Source organism: Lysobacter koreensis (assembly GCF_042677045.1).
In the GTDB taxonomy this organism is placed as follows: domain Bacteria; phylum Pseudomonadota; class Gammaproteobacteria; order Xanthomonadales; family Xanthomonadaceae; genus Lysobacter_K; species Lysobacter_K koreensis.
The window spans coordinates 1034390-1048682 of the sequence record NZ_JBHTIH010000002.1 but is presented as its reverse complement, the minus strand read 5'-3'; the positions used below and the strand labels follow the sequence as shown (position 1 = coordinate 1048682).

Annotated in this window: 12 protein-coding genes; 5 read left to right on the top strand and 7 right to left on the bottom strand. The window is 69.8% G+C overall.

Annotated elements, in window-relative coordinates; genetic code table 11:
- The first annotated feature begins 98 nt into the window (after nucleotides 1-98).
- Nucleotides 99-1457 (top strand): cell envelope integrity protein CreD, encoded by a 1359-nt coding sequence (gene creD, locus ACFQZQ_RS05285; protein ID WP_386811598.1) that lies wholly within the window; start codon nucleotides 99-101, stop codon nucleotides 1455-1457.
- A gap of 125 nt (nucleotides 1458-1582) precedes the next feature.
- Nucleotides 1583-2518 carry a nitrilase-related carbon-nitrogen hydrolase gene (locus tag ACFQZQ_RS05280; protein ID WP_386811671.1) on the top strand — a complete coding sequence of 312 codons (936 nt, stop codon included), beginning with the start codon at nucleotides 1583-1585 and terminating at the stop codon, nucleotides 2516-2518.
- A 58-nt stretch (nucleotides 2519-2576) separates the two neighbouring features.
- Here ACFQZQ_RS05280 and ACFQZQ_RS05275 read toward each other — a convergent pair whose 3' ends face one another.
- The 7 genes from ACFQZQ_RS05275 to ACFQZQ_RS05245 all read right to left on the bottom strand — a co-directional run bounded on the left by ACFQZQ_RS05275 (nucleotide 2577) and on the right by ACFQZQ_RS05245 (nucleotide 12097).
- Complete coding sequence (locus tag ACFQZQ_RS05275) at nucleotides 2577-3128, bottom strand: phosphatase PAP2 family protein (protein WP_386811597.1); 552 nt, start codon at nucleotides 3126-3128, stop codon at nucleotides 2577-2579.
- The gene (locus tag ACFQZQ_RS05270) at nucleotides 3125-4306 is read right to left on the bottom strand and encodes a glycosyltransferase family 4 protein (protein ID WP_386811596.1); all 1182 of its coding nucleotides are present in this window, start codon (nucleotides 4304-4306) and stop codon (nucleotides 3125-3127) included. The genes ACFQZQ_RS05275 and ACFQZQ_RS05270 overlap by 4 nt, the downstream gene beginning before the upstream one ends.
- 188 nt (nucleotides 4307-4494) lie before the next feature.
- Nucleotides 4495-6024: an exopolyphosphatase gene (gene ppx / locus ACFQZQ_RS05265; protein ID WP_386811595.1), complete on the bottom strand. Its 1530-nt coding sequence runs from the start codon at nucleotides 6022-6024 to the stop codon at nucleotides 4495-4497.
- Nucleotides 6025-6039: 15 nt separating this feature from the next.
- Entirely contained in the window at nucleotides 6040-8145 is a 2106-nt protein-coding gene (ppk1, locus tag ACFQZQ_RS05260; RefSeq protein WP_386811594.1) for a polyphosphate kinase 1, read from the bottom strand.
- The gene (phoR, locus tag ACFQZQ_RS05255) at nucleotides 8142-9461 is read right to left on the bottom strand and encodes a phosphate regulon sensor histidine kinase PhoR (RefSeq protein ID WP_386811593.1); all 1320 of its coding nucleotides are present in this window, start codon (nucleotides 9459-9461) and stop codon (nucleotides 8142-8144) included. Before phoR ends, ppk1 begins: the two co-directional genes overlap by 4 nt.
- A 105-nt stretch (nucleotides 9462-9566) precedes the next feature.
- Nucleotides 9567-10274: a phosphate regulon transcriptional regulator PhoB gene (gene phoB / locus ACFQZQ_RS05250; RefSeq protein ID WP_386811592.1), complete on the bottom strand. Its 708-nt coding sequence runs from the start codon at nucleotides 10272-10274 to the stop codon at nucleotides 9567-9569.
- A 239-nt stretch (nucleotides 10275-10513) separates the two neighbouring features.
- Complete coding sequence (locus tag ACFQZQ_RS05245) at nucleotides 10514-12097, bottom strand: M48 family metalloprotease (RefSeq protein ID WP_386811591.1); 1584 nt, start codon at nucleotides 12095-12097, stop codon at nucleotides 10514-10516.
- A gap of 218 nt (nucleotides 12098-12315) precedes the next feature.
- Between ACFQZQ_RS05245 and grxC the strand changes: the two genes are divergently transcribed.
- From grxC to ACFQZQ_RS05230, 3 genes are all read left to right on the top strand, one after another.
- Nucleotides 12316-12594 carry a glutaredoxin 3 gene (gene grxC / locus ACFQZQ_RS05240; RefSeq protein WP_386811590.1) on the top strand — a complete coding sequence of 93 codons (279 nt, stop codon included), beginning with the start codon at nucleotides 12316-12318 and terminating at the stop codon, nucleotides 12592-12594.
- A complete protein-coding gene (locus ACFQZQ_RS05235; RefSeq protein ID WP_386811589.1) occupies nucleotides 12591-12992 on the top strand; it encodes a carboxymuconolactone decarboxylase family protein in 402 nt (133 codons plus the stop codon). Before grxC ends, ACFQZQ_RS05235 begins: the two co-directional genes overlap by 4 nt.
- A gap of 157 nt (nucleotides 12993-13149) precedes the next feature.
- Nucleotides 13150-14157, top strand: coding sequence for an isocitrate dehydrogenase (locus tag ACFQZQ_RS05230; protein WP_386811588.1), 1008 nt, complete (start codon nucleotides 13150-13152; stop codon nucleotides 14155-14157).
- The last annotated feature ends 136 nt before the right edge of the window (nucleotides 14158-14293 follow it).

Below are 14293 nucleotides of genomic sequence, written 5' to 3'. Positions count from 1 at the left end.
GGGGCCGGCGTCGACTTCACCCTCGCTTCACCGTTGCGCCATCGTCCCCGCACCGATCCCGTCGACGCTGACGCCTGTTGCCAATACAGGAGTTGGACATGCGCCTCTGGTTGAAAGTGTTGTTGGTGCTGGGGATGACCCTGGCGATCCTGGTGCCGCTGACGATGATCCGCGGCACCATCCACGAGCGGCAGCAGTACCGCGCACAGGCGGTGGCCGACATCGCGCGCAGCTACGCCGGCGCGCAGGCGTTCGCCGGTCCGGTGCTGGTGGTGCCGTACACGCAGACGGTCGAAGTCGAGGAGGCCGACCGGTACAACATCGTGCGCAAGGTCAGCCGCGAGCGCACCCGCCACTGGACCTTCTTCCCGACCAGCCTCGACGTGCGCGGACCGCTCACCCCGAGCACCCGCAAGCGCGGCCTGCACGAGGTCCGCGTCTACGAGTGGAAGGCCAGTGCGGCCGCGCGCTTCGACGTGACCATTCCGCTCGACTCGGCCGACAGCGCGCGCAGGATCGGCCGGCCGTGGCTGAGCTACGGGATCGCCGACGTGCGTGGACTGATGACCACCCCAAGGCTGCGCATCGACGGCGTGTCCGTGACCGTCGTCGAAGGGCTGGGCAGCCGCGACGGCGCCGGCCTGCATGCGCGCCTGCCCGCGCCGCGCCCGGGCCAGGTGCTCGCGCTGCAGACGCAGCTGGACTTCACCCTGGGCGGCACCGAATCGCTGGCGCTGGTGCCGCTGGGCAAGGGCAACACGTTCGCGATCAGTTCCAGCTGGCCGCACCCGAAGTTCGGCGGCAGCTTCCTGCCACGCGTGCGCGAGGTCGGCAAGCAGGGCTTCGATGCGACCTGGCAGGTGGCGTCAGTGGCCAGCAACGCGCAGCGCCAGTACCTCGATGGCCGCAACTTGCCGGCGCTGGGCGAGGCGTCCGGCCGCGACGCCGCGGGCACCAGCGGCCTCGACGCAATCAGCGTGGCCCTGGTCGAGCCGGTCAACATCTACTCGCAGGCCGATCGCGCGAGCAAGTACGGGCTGCTGTTCGTGCTGCTGACCTTCGTCGGCTTCTTCATCTTCGAGCTGATCAAGCAGCTGCCGATCCACCCGATCCAGTACGGCCTGGTGGGCTTGTCGCTGGCGATCTTCTTCCTGCTGCTGGTCAGCCTTAGCGAACACATCGAGTTCGCGTGGGCGTACCTGGCCGCGAGCATCGCCTGCATCGGCTTGCTGGGTTTCTACCTCAGCGCGGTGTTGCGCTCGGTCGTGCGCGGGGTCGGTTTCGCGGCGATGCTGGCGACCTTGTACGGCGCATTGTACGGGCTGCTGGTGTCGGAGGACAACGCGCTGGTGATGGGCGCCGGCCTGCTGTTCTTCATCCTCGCCACGCTGATGCTGGTGACACGCAAGGTCGACTGGTACGCCATCGCCGGGAGCCGGCCGCTGGCGCGCGTTTGAAGTCGTGGCGGTCGCGACCGTGGGCGGTGGCGCCTGCGGTCGTGGTCGTCGCCGGCTACCGGCGACAAGCCACCGCATGTCTTGCGATTCACCTCGATTCTGGAGCCTGACCAATGAGCGCAGCAATGAAAGTGGCGGTCGCCAAGTACGTGATCGGCACCCCGGTCGAACTGCCGGACTTCGCCGCCTTTGCCGACAAGCAGGCGCAGTGGCTCGGCGAGGCGCGCGCGGCCGGCGCGCAGCTGGCGGTGCTGCCCGAGTACCTGTCGCTGGAACTGGGCGCGACCTTCGATGCGGCGACCCACGGCGACCTGCATGCGTGCCTGGCAGCGACGCAGGCGTACCACGGCGCGTGGCTGGAGCTGTTCGGCTTGCTGGCGCGCGAACTGAGGCTGCACATCGTTGCCGGCAGTTTTCTGCTTGCTACCGGTCGTGGCCGCTACCGCAACCGCAGCTATGCGTTCGCGCCCGACGGCAGCCACGCCTGGCAGGACAAGCTGCGGCTGGACGGATTCGAGAAACAGGCCGGCGTGATCGAGCCAGGCGACGCCTTGAAAGTGCTCGAGATCGCCGGGGTCCGCGCCGGCATCGCGGCCGGCTACGACAGCGAGTTCCCGCTGCCGGTACGCGCGCAGTGCGAAGCGGGCGCGCGCCTGCTGCTGGTGCCCAGTTGCACTGGCTCGGACGCCGCCGCGACCCGCGTGCGCGTGGGTTGCATGGCGCGTGCGCTGGAGAACCGCTGCTTCGTCGCGCAGGCCGTGAGCGCAGGCGTGGCGCCGTGGAGCCCGGTGCTGGACGTCGGTACCGGCGAGGCGGCGCTGATTGCGCCGATGGACGTGGGTTTGCCGTGCGACGGGATGCTGGTGCAGACCCGTGGCCAGCAACGCTGGGCGACCGCGACGCTGGATTTCGCGGCGCTGGAGGCAACTCGTGGGCAGGCGCAGGTGCTTAACGACCGCGATTGGGCCAGCCAGTATTTCCCCAGCGTGGCGCGGGCGCGGGTCGTGCCATTCGATGCCCCGGCCGCTGCTGTCGCGGGAGCGAGGTCGGTCGTGATGTGAAGCATTCGGGTCGCGACTGACGTCGCGCTGCCGCAGGGAGCCCGGACGGACAACACGGTCAGACGAACAGCGACACCCCAGGCACCAGCCACAGCGACAATGCGCCCAACGCGCTGCCGATCGCGGTCGCGGCGAGCACGTCGCTGGGGTAGTGCAGGCCCAGCACCACGCGCGACACCGCGACGCTGGCGGTGAACGGAATCAGCAGCCACGCCAGCGCCGGGTAATGGGCCGCGGCCACCAGCGAGAACGCGACCGCGTGCAGGGTGTGGCCCGAGGGAAAACTGAACTCGTCCAGCGGCGCGACCCAGGCGTGGATGCGGCGGTCGGACGCGAACGGCCGCGGGCGCCGGGTCCAGCGCTTGAGTCCCTTGTACAAGCTCAGCGCGATCACGCCGGTCACGGCCAGGTGGACCGAGGCCACCAGCCCTGCCATGCCGTCGGCGATGACCAGCGCCGCCATCAGCGCGTACCAGAACATCCCGTCGCCGAGCCGGCTGATCGCCGCGAAGTACACCCGCGAGCCGCCGCGTTCGCAGACCCGGTTCGCGCGCAGGCACCAGCCCGAATCGCCGGCGTTGAAGCGGTTACGCCACGGCAGCCGATTCATACCGCCTCCCGATCATCCTGAGCGGAAGCGAGCGTATTGCGCTGCCTCTTCGTGTCGAAGGACGCCTCGACCAGGCCCTGCAACAGGGCTTCGAAGTCCGCCGCGACCTGTTCCGGGCGAAGGCCGCTGATCGCCTCACGGCCGACGCGGGCCATCGCCGCGCGTTGCGGCGCATCGCTACCGATCCGCGCCACCGCGGCGATGAAGCCGGAATCATCGCCGTCGGCGATCGCTGCGCCGTGCACACCGTCGCGCAGGTGCTCGCGAGCGGCGCCGTAGTCGAACGCGATGGTCGGCACCCCACTGGCCATCGCCTCCAGGGTCACGTTGCCGAAGGTTTCGCTGTGGCTGGGGAACACGAACAGATCGCCGCTGGCGAAGTGGCGCGCCAGCGCCTCGCCGCGCTGCACCCCGCAGAAGATGAAGCCGGGATTGTCGTGCTGCAGCTTTTCGCGCGCCGGGCCGTCGCCGACCCAGACGAAGCGCGCGTCCGGGCGTTGGGCCTGCAGCGCCCGGAACGCGCGCACCGCCAAGCCGAGGTTCTTCTCCGGCGCGATCCGGCCGACGTAGATCGCCACCGGCTGTTCTTCGCCGACGCCCCACTGCGCGCGCAGGCCCGGGTCGCGTCGCGCCGGGTCAAACAGTTGCGTATCGACCGCGCGCGGCAGCCGCAGCACGTTCTCGAAGCCTTCGTCGACCAGCAGCTGCGCCAGCTCGCGGGTCGGCACGATGGTCGCGTCGGCGCCGTTGTGGAAACGCCGCATCCAGCGCAGCGCGGTCTGCGCGAGGAACGCGGCGCCGTAGTCGCGCATGTACTGGTCGAAGCGGGTGTGGAAGCCGGTCGCGGCCGGGATGCCGAGCCGCCGCGCCGCGCGCAGCGCCGACCAGCCCAGCGGGCCTTCGGTGGCGACGTAGATCGCATCGGGGCGTTCGACCTGCCAGCACGCGGCAAGTTTGCGGGTCGCCGGCAGTCCGAGCCGCAGGCCCGGGTAGCGCGGCAGCGGCGCGCCGCGGACCAGCAGTTCGTGCGCGCTGCCTTGGGTTTCGTCGGCTTGCCGCGGGCGGATAAGCGCGACCTCGTGGCCGCGCGCGCGCAGGCCCTGCTCGAGCGCCTGCACGGTCAGCGCGACGCCGTTGACCTCCGGCGGATAGGTCTCGGTGACGATGGCGTAGCGCATGCGCGGCTGTCCCCAAGCTGCCTGGTGGCTGCAGGGTGGGCCGCGGGTGTGTCCCCGAAGTGTCGTGGCCGTGACCGCCGCGTGACCGCGGCCGATCGTGCTGGTCGACGCGCTTGCTCAGTCGCTGCTCACGCGGTTGCGGGGTTGGCGCGTCGGTGGCACTTTGCGCTACCGCACGGAGGCGGTCTTCAGTTCGCGCTGAAATCCAGCGTGACGCCCAGGTCGGCCATGTCCTCGGGCTCGCCGTCGAGATCGGCCTTGAGCAGCGGCCGCGCCTCCAGCCAGCGCCGGGCCAGGCCCAGCGTCAGCGCATTGCCGTCGGCGCGCGCATCCAGCGTGGGGATCGGATCGGCCTCGTGCGCGCGGTGCAACAACACCGCCAGCCGCAGCAGCGCGGCGCTGCGCCGCACCGGCGCGAGCAGGCGGTCGGGCAGGGCGTCGAACGCCGACTTCGGGATGCCCCGGCGGTGGGTGCGCACCAGAGCGGCCAGGAACTGCTGCTGCTGGCGCGAGAAGCCGGCGATGTCGGAATGCTCGATCACGTACGCGCCGTGCACGTGGTACTGGCTGTGCGCGATCGCCAAGCCGAGCTCGTGCAGGCGTGCGGCGCGGGCCAGCATCAGGCGGTCGTCGTCCTCGAGGTGCCAATGGTCGGCGACCTGGTCGAACAGGCGCAGCGCCGTGGCTTCCACGCGCGCGGCCTGGGCGCGGTCGATGCCGTAGCGTTCCACCAGCGCGGCCACCGAGGCGTCGCGCGGGTCGTGCGCGCCGCCGCGGCCGAGCATGTCGTACAGCACGCCTTCGCGCATCGCCGCCTTGCTGACCATCATCCGCTTCAGGCCGAGCGCGTCGAACGCCGCCTCCAGCACCAGGATGCCGCCGGCGATCACCGGCCGGCGTTCGGAGGACAGGCCGGGCAGGTCGATCGCGTCGATGCGCTCGGCCTGCAGCAGCCGGTCGCGCACGACTGGCAGTGCCTCGGCGCTGATCGCGCCCTTGGTCAGTTTCATCGCCGCGCAGATCTCGCCGATCGCCTTGATCGTGCCCGACGAGCCGAGCACCTCATCCCAGCCCAGCGTGCGGTAAGCACCGGAAAACTGCTGGAACTCGGCGCTGACTTCGGCCCGCGCCGAGTTCCAGCGCTTGCGCGACAGCTTGCCGTTGCCGAAGAACCGGCGCGTGGTCGCCACGCAACCCAGTTGCAGGCTCTCGCGCTCGATCGCCTCAAAGCCGGCGCCGATGATGCATTCGGTCGAGCCGCCGCCGATGTCCATCACCAGGCGCAGGTGGCCGTCCTTGGGCGGCTGCGCGTGGGCCACGCCCAGGTAAATCAGGCGCGCCTCCTCGCGGCCGGCGACGACTTCGATCGCGTGGCCGAGCGCGCTTTCGGCCGGCATCAGGAATGCCTGCGGTTCCTTCAGGCGGCGCACGGTGTTGGTCGCGATCGCGCGCACGCGCTGCGAGGGAATGTCGCGCACGCGCTGGCCGAAGCGCGACAGGCAATCGAACGCACGCTGCCGCACTGCCGGGTCGAGCCCGCCCTTGCCGTCGAGGCCTTCGGCCAGGCGTACCGTTTCGCGCAGGCGGTCGACCGTGCGCAGCTGGCCGAGCACGTAGCGCGACACCACCATGTGGAAACTGTTCGACCCCAGGTCGACCGCGGCGAGCAGGTCACCGTCCTGCAAGGGCAGCCGGGCGGTGTGGAGGAGTCCATTCATCCGCGGAATGATCGCCTATCCACAAATCTTCGCCAACAGCGACGCCTGGGCGGAGTGCGGCATCGCGTCGTCGCCGGGCTGCACGTGGCGGTAGCTGCCGTCGGCCTGCAGCTCCCAGGCCTGGGTGTTGTCGGCCAGGTAGTTCGCCAGCGCCTCGTCGTAGACGCGCGCAGCAATCTCCGGCTCAAGGATCGGGAAGCCGGTCTCGACGCGGCGCAGCAGGTTGCGCTCCAACCAGTCGGCGCTCGCGCAGAACAGGTCCGGCTCGCCGTCGTTGCCGAACCAGTACACGCGGTGGTGCTCGAGGAAGCGGCCGACGATCGAACGCACCCGGATGTTGTTCGACACCCCGGGCACGCCCGGGCGCAGCGTGCACGCGCCGCGCACGATCAGGTCGATCTGCACGCCGGCCTGCGAGGCCTGGTACAGCGCGCGGATCACCTGCGGTTCGTTGAGGGCATTCATCTTGGCGACGATCCGCGCCGGCTTGCCGGCAGCCGCGTGGCGGGTCTCGCGATCGATGCGCTTGAGCACCCCGGCGTGCAGCGTGAACGGCGCCTGCAGCAGGCGCTTGAGCTTGAGCGTCGGCGCATGCCCGGACAGCTGCTGGAAGATCAGGTGCACGTCGTTGCCGATGTCGGGGTCGGCGGTGATCAGGCCGAGGTCGGTGTACGCGCGCGCGGTGCCGGAGTGGTAGTTGCCGGTGCCCATGTGCACGTAGCGGCGCAGCTTGCGGCCCTCCCGGCGCACGATCAGCAGCATCTTGGCGTGGGTCTTGTAGCCGACCACGCCGTACACCACCTGCACGCCGGCTTCCTGCAGCCGGTCGGCAAAGCCGAGGTTGGCCTCCTCGTCGAAGCGCGCGCGCAGTTCCACGACGACGGTGACGTCCTTGCCGTTGCGCGCGGCCTGCACCAGCTGTTCGACGATCGGCGAGTCCTTGCCTGAGCGGTACAGGGTCTGCTTGATCGCCAGCACGTTCGGGTCCTCGGCGGCCTGGCGCAGCATCTCCAGCACCGGCGAGAACGCCTCGAACGGGTGGTGCAGCAGCATGTCGCCTTCGCTGACGCGCTCGAACATCGCCTCGGTGCCCGACGGCACGCGCTGCTGGTACGGCGGGAACTTCAGGTCCGGGCGCGCGACCAGGTCGTAGACCTGGATCACGCGGTTGAGGTTGACCGGGCCGTTGATGCGGTAGACCGCGTTTTCGGTGAGGTCGAAGTTGTCCAGCAGGGTGCGCACGATCGGCTTAGGACACTGCTCGGCGATCTCCAGCCGCACCGCGCGCATGTAGCCGCGGCCGACCAGTTCGTCGCGCAGCGCCAGCGCCAGGTTCTCGACTTCCTCCTCGTCGACCAGCAGCTCCGAGTTGCGGGTCACGCGGAACTGGTACGCGCCCTTGACCTCCATCCCCGGGAACATCTCGTCGACGAACGCCGACAGCACCGCCGACAGAAACACGAAATCGTGTGGGCCGCCGGACACCTTCTCCGGGATCTGGATGATGCGCGGCAGCGAGCGCGGCGCGCGCACGATCGCCAGGTGCCCGGCGCGGCCGAACGCGTCGCGGCCCTTGAGCACGACCACGATGTTCAGCGACTTGTTGAGGATCTTCGGGAACGGGTGCGACGGGTCCAGGCCCAGCGGCGACAGCACCGGCATGATCTCGTCGCGGAAGTAGGCGCGCAGCCAGCGGGTCTGCTTCGCGTTCCAGGCATCGCGGTGCAGCACGCGCACGCCGGCCTCGTCCAGCGCCGGCCGCAGCACGTCGTTCCAGCAGGCGTATTGCGCCGCGACCAGGTCCGCGGCGCTGTCGTGGATGCGCGACAGCGCGGTGGCCGGGGCCAGCCCGTCCGGGCCGGCCGGCAGCCCGAGGTCCTGGGCATGGCGCAGGGTGCCGGCGCGGATCTCGAAGAACTCGTCGAGGTTGGTGCAGGAGATGCACAGGTACTTCAGGCGCTCAAGCAGCGGCACCTGCGGGTCCTGCGCCTGCGCGAGCACGCGGAAGTTGAAGTCCAGCTGCGACAGTTCGCGGTTGAAGTACAGCGCCGGGTCGCGCAGCGGGTCGCTGTCGGCGGGGTCGCGCGGGGTCAGGCGGCCGGGTTCGATCGGGGCGGTCATGCGGTCTGCTCGATGTGGTCGCGCCGGCGCAGGCGCTCGGCGCTGAAGTGGCAGGAGAAGGTACTGCCGCGGCCGACCTCGCTGGCGATGTCGAGCCGCGCCTGGTGCAGGTTCAGCACGTGCTTGACGATCGACAGTCCCAGGCCGGTGCCGCCGCTTTCGCGCGAGCGGCTGGTCGAGACGCGATAGAAACGTTCGGTAATGCGCGGCAGGTGTGCGGCGGGAATACCGTAGCCGCTGTCGACCACTTCCAGCACCGCGCCGGCGCCCTCGCGACGGAACGCGATGCGGATCGTGCCGCCGGCCGGGGTGTAGCGCACCGCGTTGCCGACCAGGTTGGAGAACGCACTGTGCAGTTCCTTGTTGGAGCCCCACAGGTCGACGCCGGCCGAATCCTCGACGCTGACCTCGTGGCGGTTCTGGCCCAGCGCCAGCGCCTCGCGCCGCAGCGTGCTGAGCATCGACGACATCGCCACGGTTTCCTCGGCCGGCAGGGTGTCGGTCGACTCCAGCCGCGACAGCATCAGCAGGTCCTCGACCAGCTGGGTCATGCGCTGCGACTGGCGCTGCATCTCGGCCAGCATCGGCGCCCAGTCGGGATGTTCGGCCGGGTCGAGCATGTCGAGGTAGCCGTGCACCACGGTCAGCGGGGTGCGCAGTTCGTGCGAGACGTTGGCGACGAAATCGCGGCGCATCTGCTCCAGGTGCAGCAGCCGGCTGACGTCGCGCGCGACCAGCAGCCACAGGTTCTCGGAATAGGGGATCAGGCGCAGGCTGAGGTTGATCGCCGGGTTCAGCGGCGACAGCGTCTCCAGCGGTTCGGCGTTGCGGCCGGCCGCGAGCCAGTGCGCGATCGGCAACGGCTGCAGCCGTTGCACCAATGGCGAGCCGATGTCGCGCGGGTAGCGCAGGCCGAGCAGCGGCGTAGTGGCCTCGTTGAACCACTGCACGCGCTGGCTGTTGCGGTCGACCACGACGATCGCATCGGGCAGCGCGGCCGCGGCGGCGCGGTAAGCCCGCAGCATCTCGACCAGGCGACGCTTGCGGCCGCGCATCTCGGCCTGGCTGCGGTAGAGCAGGCGGTCGAGTTCGTTCCACACCCCTTCGCCCAGTGGCGGCGCCAGGCGCTGGCGCGCGGTCAGGCGCAGCAGCACGTTGCGCAGCTTCCAGTAGTGCCAGGCAACCACGCCCAAGGCGGCCAGCGTCACCACCGGCCAGGGATGGCCGACCAGCACGCCGGCCACGGCAGCACTGGCCAGAATCAGGGCCAGCTGACCGAGGGTACGGAACCAGGCGGAGCGGGCGCGGGGGGGCATGGCAGACAATTTAGCGGCTTGCGCCGTTGCCGGGGTCATCGCGGGCGTCCATCCGGGGGACTTCCCGCGGCGCGCGGGGCGTCGCTGCCCGCCCGCCGGACGCGATCACGCTTCGGCCGATGCGGAAAAGCGGTAACCGGCGCCGCGCACGGTCTGCACCATGCCGTCGATCTGGTGCGGTTCGAGCGTCTTGCGCAGCCGGCGGATGTGCACGTCGACGGTGCGCTCCTCGACATAGACGCTGCCGCCCCAGACGTGGTCGAGCAGCTGGGTGCGCGAGTACACGCGCTCCGGGTGGGTCATGAAGAAATGCAGCAGGCGATACTCGGTCGGGCCGATCTGCACCGGCTGGTCGACCCCGTCGAGCCGCGCGAACACCCGGTGCGCGGCGCCGTCGATGCGCAGCGCGCCGACGCCGACGCTGCCGTCCTCGTCGTCCTCGCGCGAGCGGCGCAGCACCGCGCGGATGCGCGCGAGCAGCTCGCGCGCGGAGAAGGGCTTGACCACATAGTCGTCGACGCCGGCTTCGAGCCCGCCGACGCGGTCGTTCTCTTCGCCGCGCGCGGTCAGCATGATGATCGGCACCTCGCGGGTCAGCGATTCCTTGCGCCAGCGGCGTGCCAGTTCCAGGCCGCTGATGCCGGGCAGCATCCAGTCGAGCAGGATCAGGTCGGGCACCCGGTCGGCGATCGAGGCCTGCGCCTCGCGCGCGTCGCCCGCGTGGACCGGGTCGTACTCGCCCTTGCGCAGGGCGAAGGCGACCATGTCGCGGATGGCGGGTTCGTCTTCTACGATCAGGATGCGCTTCTGCACACGGTCACCGGGGGAGAGACTGAGGGGATCCTTGAAGCCGCGCCAGTACACTACCGTTTTGTGACATGTCGGTGACATTGCGACACGGGTGTCATCGTCGTGCCGAGTGGCCCCGGGTTCGCGCAGGGCGGGTTTCCACCCGCCATTGCCATGCTCGGTGTGCCGGACCGGTGGATGTCGATTCGAAGCCCCGATTCCTCGCAATCCGGCGCCGGCACGATGGCGGGTTGAAACCCGCCCTACCGCCGGCGCAGGTCCTCGTCGCGGATGCCCTGGCGCTTGAGTTCCAGCACGGTCGGGGTGATCGCCGCGATCCGCGCCTCGATCCGCGCGCGCGCGTAGTAATCGACTTCGGCGCGCTTCTTCAGCGTGTTCAGCTGCACCAGCGCCTGTTCGGGCCGGCCGCTGAGGTAGGCGGCTTCGGCATAGGCCTCGCCGGCGCGGATCGGATCGCCGGCGATCTCGCTGGCGCGCGCGAACACCTTCTGGAACACCGCGTCCTGCGCCGAGGCACCCATCAGCGGCCGCAGGATCGCCTGCGCACGCTTGCCGGCGGCCGGCGTGTTGCGTTCGGCCAGCACGCGCGCGTAGGTCAGCGCCACCGGTCGGTTGTTCGGAGTCTGCCGCAGCAGCGATTCGAAACGCGCATCGGCCGCCGCGGCCTTGCCGCTGCGCGCTTCGGCCTCGGCCAGCGCCAGGGTGAGCCACAGGTCGCCGGGGTGTTGCTCCAGCAGCGGCGCGAACCCGCTCGCCGCGGCTCCGGCCTGGTTCGCCTGCAGCCGCGCCAGTGCCAGCCCGTATCGCTGCGCGTCGCTGAGCTTGCCGGCGCTCTCGAACCGCTGGTACTCGCGGATCGCCAGCGCCGGGGTATCGGCGCTGAGTACCCGCAGGCGCTCGCGGGCGTAGTCGAACTGGCCGGTGCCCCCGCCGAGCAGGGCCTTGCCCGACACCTGCAGCCCGCTGGGTAGCAGTGGGTTGTCGCTGACCGCGTCGACGCCGAGGAATCCGCCCGGCGTGCGTCCGAGCTGCTCGGCGCGCTCCTTGGCCTCGCTGATGCGGGTGGTGGTGACCGGGTGGCTGCGCAGGTAGTCGGGGGTCTCGCCGTACCAGTTGGCGGCGTTGCTGCGCGAGCGGGTCAGCATCTTGTTGAAGAAGCCGGCCATCGCGGCCGGGTCGTAGTGGCTGCGCGACAGGGTCTGGATGCCGAGGCGGTCGGCCTCGGACTCGTTGGAGCGCGTGTAATCGATCTGGCGCTGCTGCATCAGGCCCATCGCCGACATGATCGCGGCCTGCGACGCCTCGTTGCTGGAGCTGCCGCCGGCCGACTGCGCGACCACGATCGCGCCGAGCATCGCCAGCAGGATCGGCAACTGGTCGCGCTGGGCGCGTTCGGCCCCGCGCAGCACGTGCTCCTGGGTGACGTGGGCGATTTCGTGCGACATCACCGCCGCGACCTCGTCCTCGCGGTCCGCGGCCAGCACCAGCCCGGCGTTGACGCCGATGTGGCCGCCGAGCGTCGCGAACGCATTGATCTGCCGCTGCCGCAGCATGAAGAACGTGAACGGCTGGCGTGGCTGGGCGCTGCTGGCCGAGAGCCGGCTGCCGAGCGTGTCGAGCCAGCTGTCCAGCAGCGGGTCCTCGAGCAGGTAGTCGTAGTGGCGCAGCTGTGCGAGCAGCATCGCGCCGTACTCCTGCTGCTGGGCCGGGGTGATCAGTTCGCCGGCCGACGAGCCGATGTCGGGCAGGCGCGGTTCCTGGGCGGGCGCACAGACGCTGGCGACGGCAAGGGTGACGGCAGCGGAGAGCAGGGCGATGCGGCGCAAGCGGAATTCCCTTCGGACGGGCGGGGCAGTCGCGCTGCGGCTGCGACCACGCCAAGGTGAACGGTGGCACGTGAACGGCTGTTTAAGCCTTCCGTCACGCACGTGAGAGGCAGCGTTGCGTGTCCCGGGCTGGAAAAGCGGCGGGTGCTGGCCCATATTCGACCCCAGCGTTCCCGATGAGTTTCACCCCGGAGATTGTTTTGAGCGAATCAGCACCCGTGAGCCCCGGGAGTCCGTCCCCCGGCATCGTCATCTACACCAGCGCGATCTGCCCGTACTGCATCGCCGCCAAGAACTTCCTGAAGAGCAAGAACCAGACCTGGACCGAGGTCCGCATCGACCTGGACCCGGCCGCGCGCGGCGACATGCAGGCGCTCACCAAGCGCACCAGCGTGCCGCAGATCTTCATCGGTACCACCCACGTCGGTGGTTACGACGACATGATCGCGTTGCACCGGGCCGGCGGCCTCGAGCCGCTGCTGGCGGGCATCGCATGAGCGCTGCCTATACGTCGGGCGAGGTCGACCGGATCGCGGAATTCACCGCGTTTCGCCAGCGCATGAACGAGCGCATCCTCGCCGAGCCCAACCAAGTCGTGCGCCGCTTCTTCGCGCTTGATACCCAGACCTACCAGGCCGGCGCGCTCGACGTGAAGACCAAGGAGTTGCTGGGGCTGGTCGCGTCGCTGGTCCTGCGCTGCGACGACTGCATCAGCTACCACGTCGCCCAATGCAAGGACGCCGGCGTCAGCCGCGCCGAGATGTTCGAGACCTTCTCGGTCGGGCTGGTGGTCGGGGGCTCGATCGTGATCCCGCACTTGCGCCGCGCGGTCGACTTCCTCGACCAGCTCGAGCAAGGCGAGGCCGCTGCACCGGCCGGACACGACCACGGCTGAACCGATGAACAGCCCGCTAGGGCGGGCTTCGAGCGTGGTCTGGTTGCCCCGCACCTGCAGCACGCAGCCGCTTCCGGCATAATTCTCCGGCTAACCATCCGGCGCCGTACTCCCGATTCCCCGGGGCACGCCGCGCCCATCAGCTGGGAATCCCCTAATGACGCAGACCATCACGGTCATCCGAGGCGACGGCATCGGCCCGGAAATCATGGACGCCACCTTGCACGTGCTCGACACGATGCAGCTGGGCCTCCAGTACGAGTTCGCCGATGCCGGCCTGGTCGCGCTGGAGAAGCACGGCGAGCTGCTGCCCGCGGCGACCATGGACTCGATCCGCAAGACCCGCATCGCGCTCAAGAGTCCGCTGACCACACCGGTCGGCGAGGGCTTCAGCTCGATCAACGTCGAGCTGCGCAAGCGCTTCGACCTGTACGCCAACGTGCGCCCGGCCAAGTCGTTCCCGAACACCAAGTCGCGCTTCCCGTCGGGCGTCGACCTGATCACGGTGCGCGAGAACACCGAGGGCGCCTACATCGGCGAAGGCCAGTCGCTGTCCGAGGACGGCGAGACCGCGCTGCTGCAGCAGAAGGTCACCCGCCGCGGCTCCGAGCGCATCGTCCGCTACGCGTTCGACATGGCCCGCCGCATCGGCCGCAAGAAGGTCACCGTGGTGCACAAGGCCAACATCCTGAAGTCGACCTCGGGCCTGTTCCTGAAGACGGCGCGCGCGGTCGCCGCCGAGTACCCCGACATCGAGTGCAACGAGATGATCGTGGACAACACCTGCATGCAGCTGGTGATGCGTCCCGAGCAGTTCGACGTGATCGTGACCACCAACCTGTTCGGCGACATCATCTCCGACCTCTGTGCGGGTCTGGTCGGCGGGCTGGGCCTCGCCCCGGGCGCCAACATCGGCACCGACGCGGCGATCTTCGAGGCCGTGCACGGCACCGCGCCGGACATCGCCGGGCAGGGCAAGGCCAACCCGTGCGCGCTGCTGCTGGGCGCGGCGCAGATGCTCGACCACATCGGCCAGCCGGAGAAGGCCGAGCGCCTGCGCGCGGCGATCATCGCCACGCTCGAGGCCAAGGATTCGCTGACCCCGGACCTGGGTGGCAGCGGCACCACCATGTCGTTCGCCAAGGCGATCGCCAGCCGGGTGTGATCCGCCGGCCTCGCGGCCTGATCTCTTGCGTACCCGAAACGCATCGGCTCGTCGTTGGTGCCACGGATCGGATGCCGGCGTTCCGTGGATCGGCTCGACAGCCTCGATGCTGCGCCGCAATATCCGGGACTGAATT

Bases quoted from the DNA above. Each gene is read 5' to 3' on its own strand.
- creD (WP_386811598.1), top strand. From the start codon at position 99: ATGCGCCTCTGGTTGAAAGTGTTGTTGGTGCTGGGGATGACCCTGGCG.
- ACFQZQ_RS05280 (WP_386811671.1), top strand. From the start codon at position 1,583: ATGAAAGTGGCGGTCGCCAAGTACGTGATCGGCACCCCGGTCGAACTG.
- ACFQZQ_RS05275 (WP_386811597.1), bottom strand. From the start codon at position 3,128: ATGAATCGGCTGCCGTGGCGTAACCGCTTCAACGCCGGCGATTCGGGC.
- ACFQZQ_RS05270 (WP_386811596.1), bottom strand. From the start codon at position 4,306: ATGCGCTACGCCATCGTCACCGAGACCTATCCGCCGGAGGTCAACGGC.
- ppx (WP_386811595.1), bottom strand. From the start codon at position 6,024: ATGAATGGACTCCTCCACACCGCCCGGCTGCCCTTGCAGGACGGTGAC.
- ppk1 (WP_386811594.1), bottom strand. From the start codon at position 8,145: ATGACCGCCCCGATCGAACCCGGCCGCCTGACCCCGCGCGACCCCGCC.
- phoR (WP_386811593.1), bottom strand. From the start codon at position 9,461: ATGCCCCCCCGCGCCCGCTCCGCCTGGTTCCGTACCCTCGGTCAGCTG.
- ACFQZQ_RS05235 (WP_386811589.1), top strand. From the start codon at position 12,591: ATGAGCGCTGCCTATACGTCGGGCGAGGTCGACCGGATCGCGGAATTC.
- ACFQZQ_RS05230 (WP_386811588.1), top strand. From the start codon at position 13,150: ATGACGCAGACCATCACGGTCATCCGAGGCGACGGCATCGGCCCGGAA.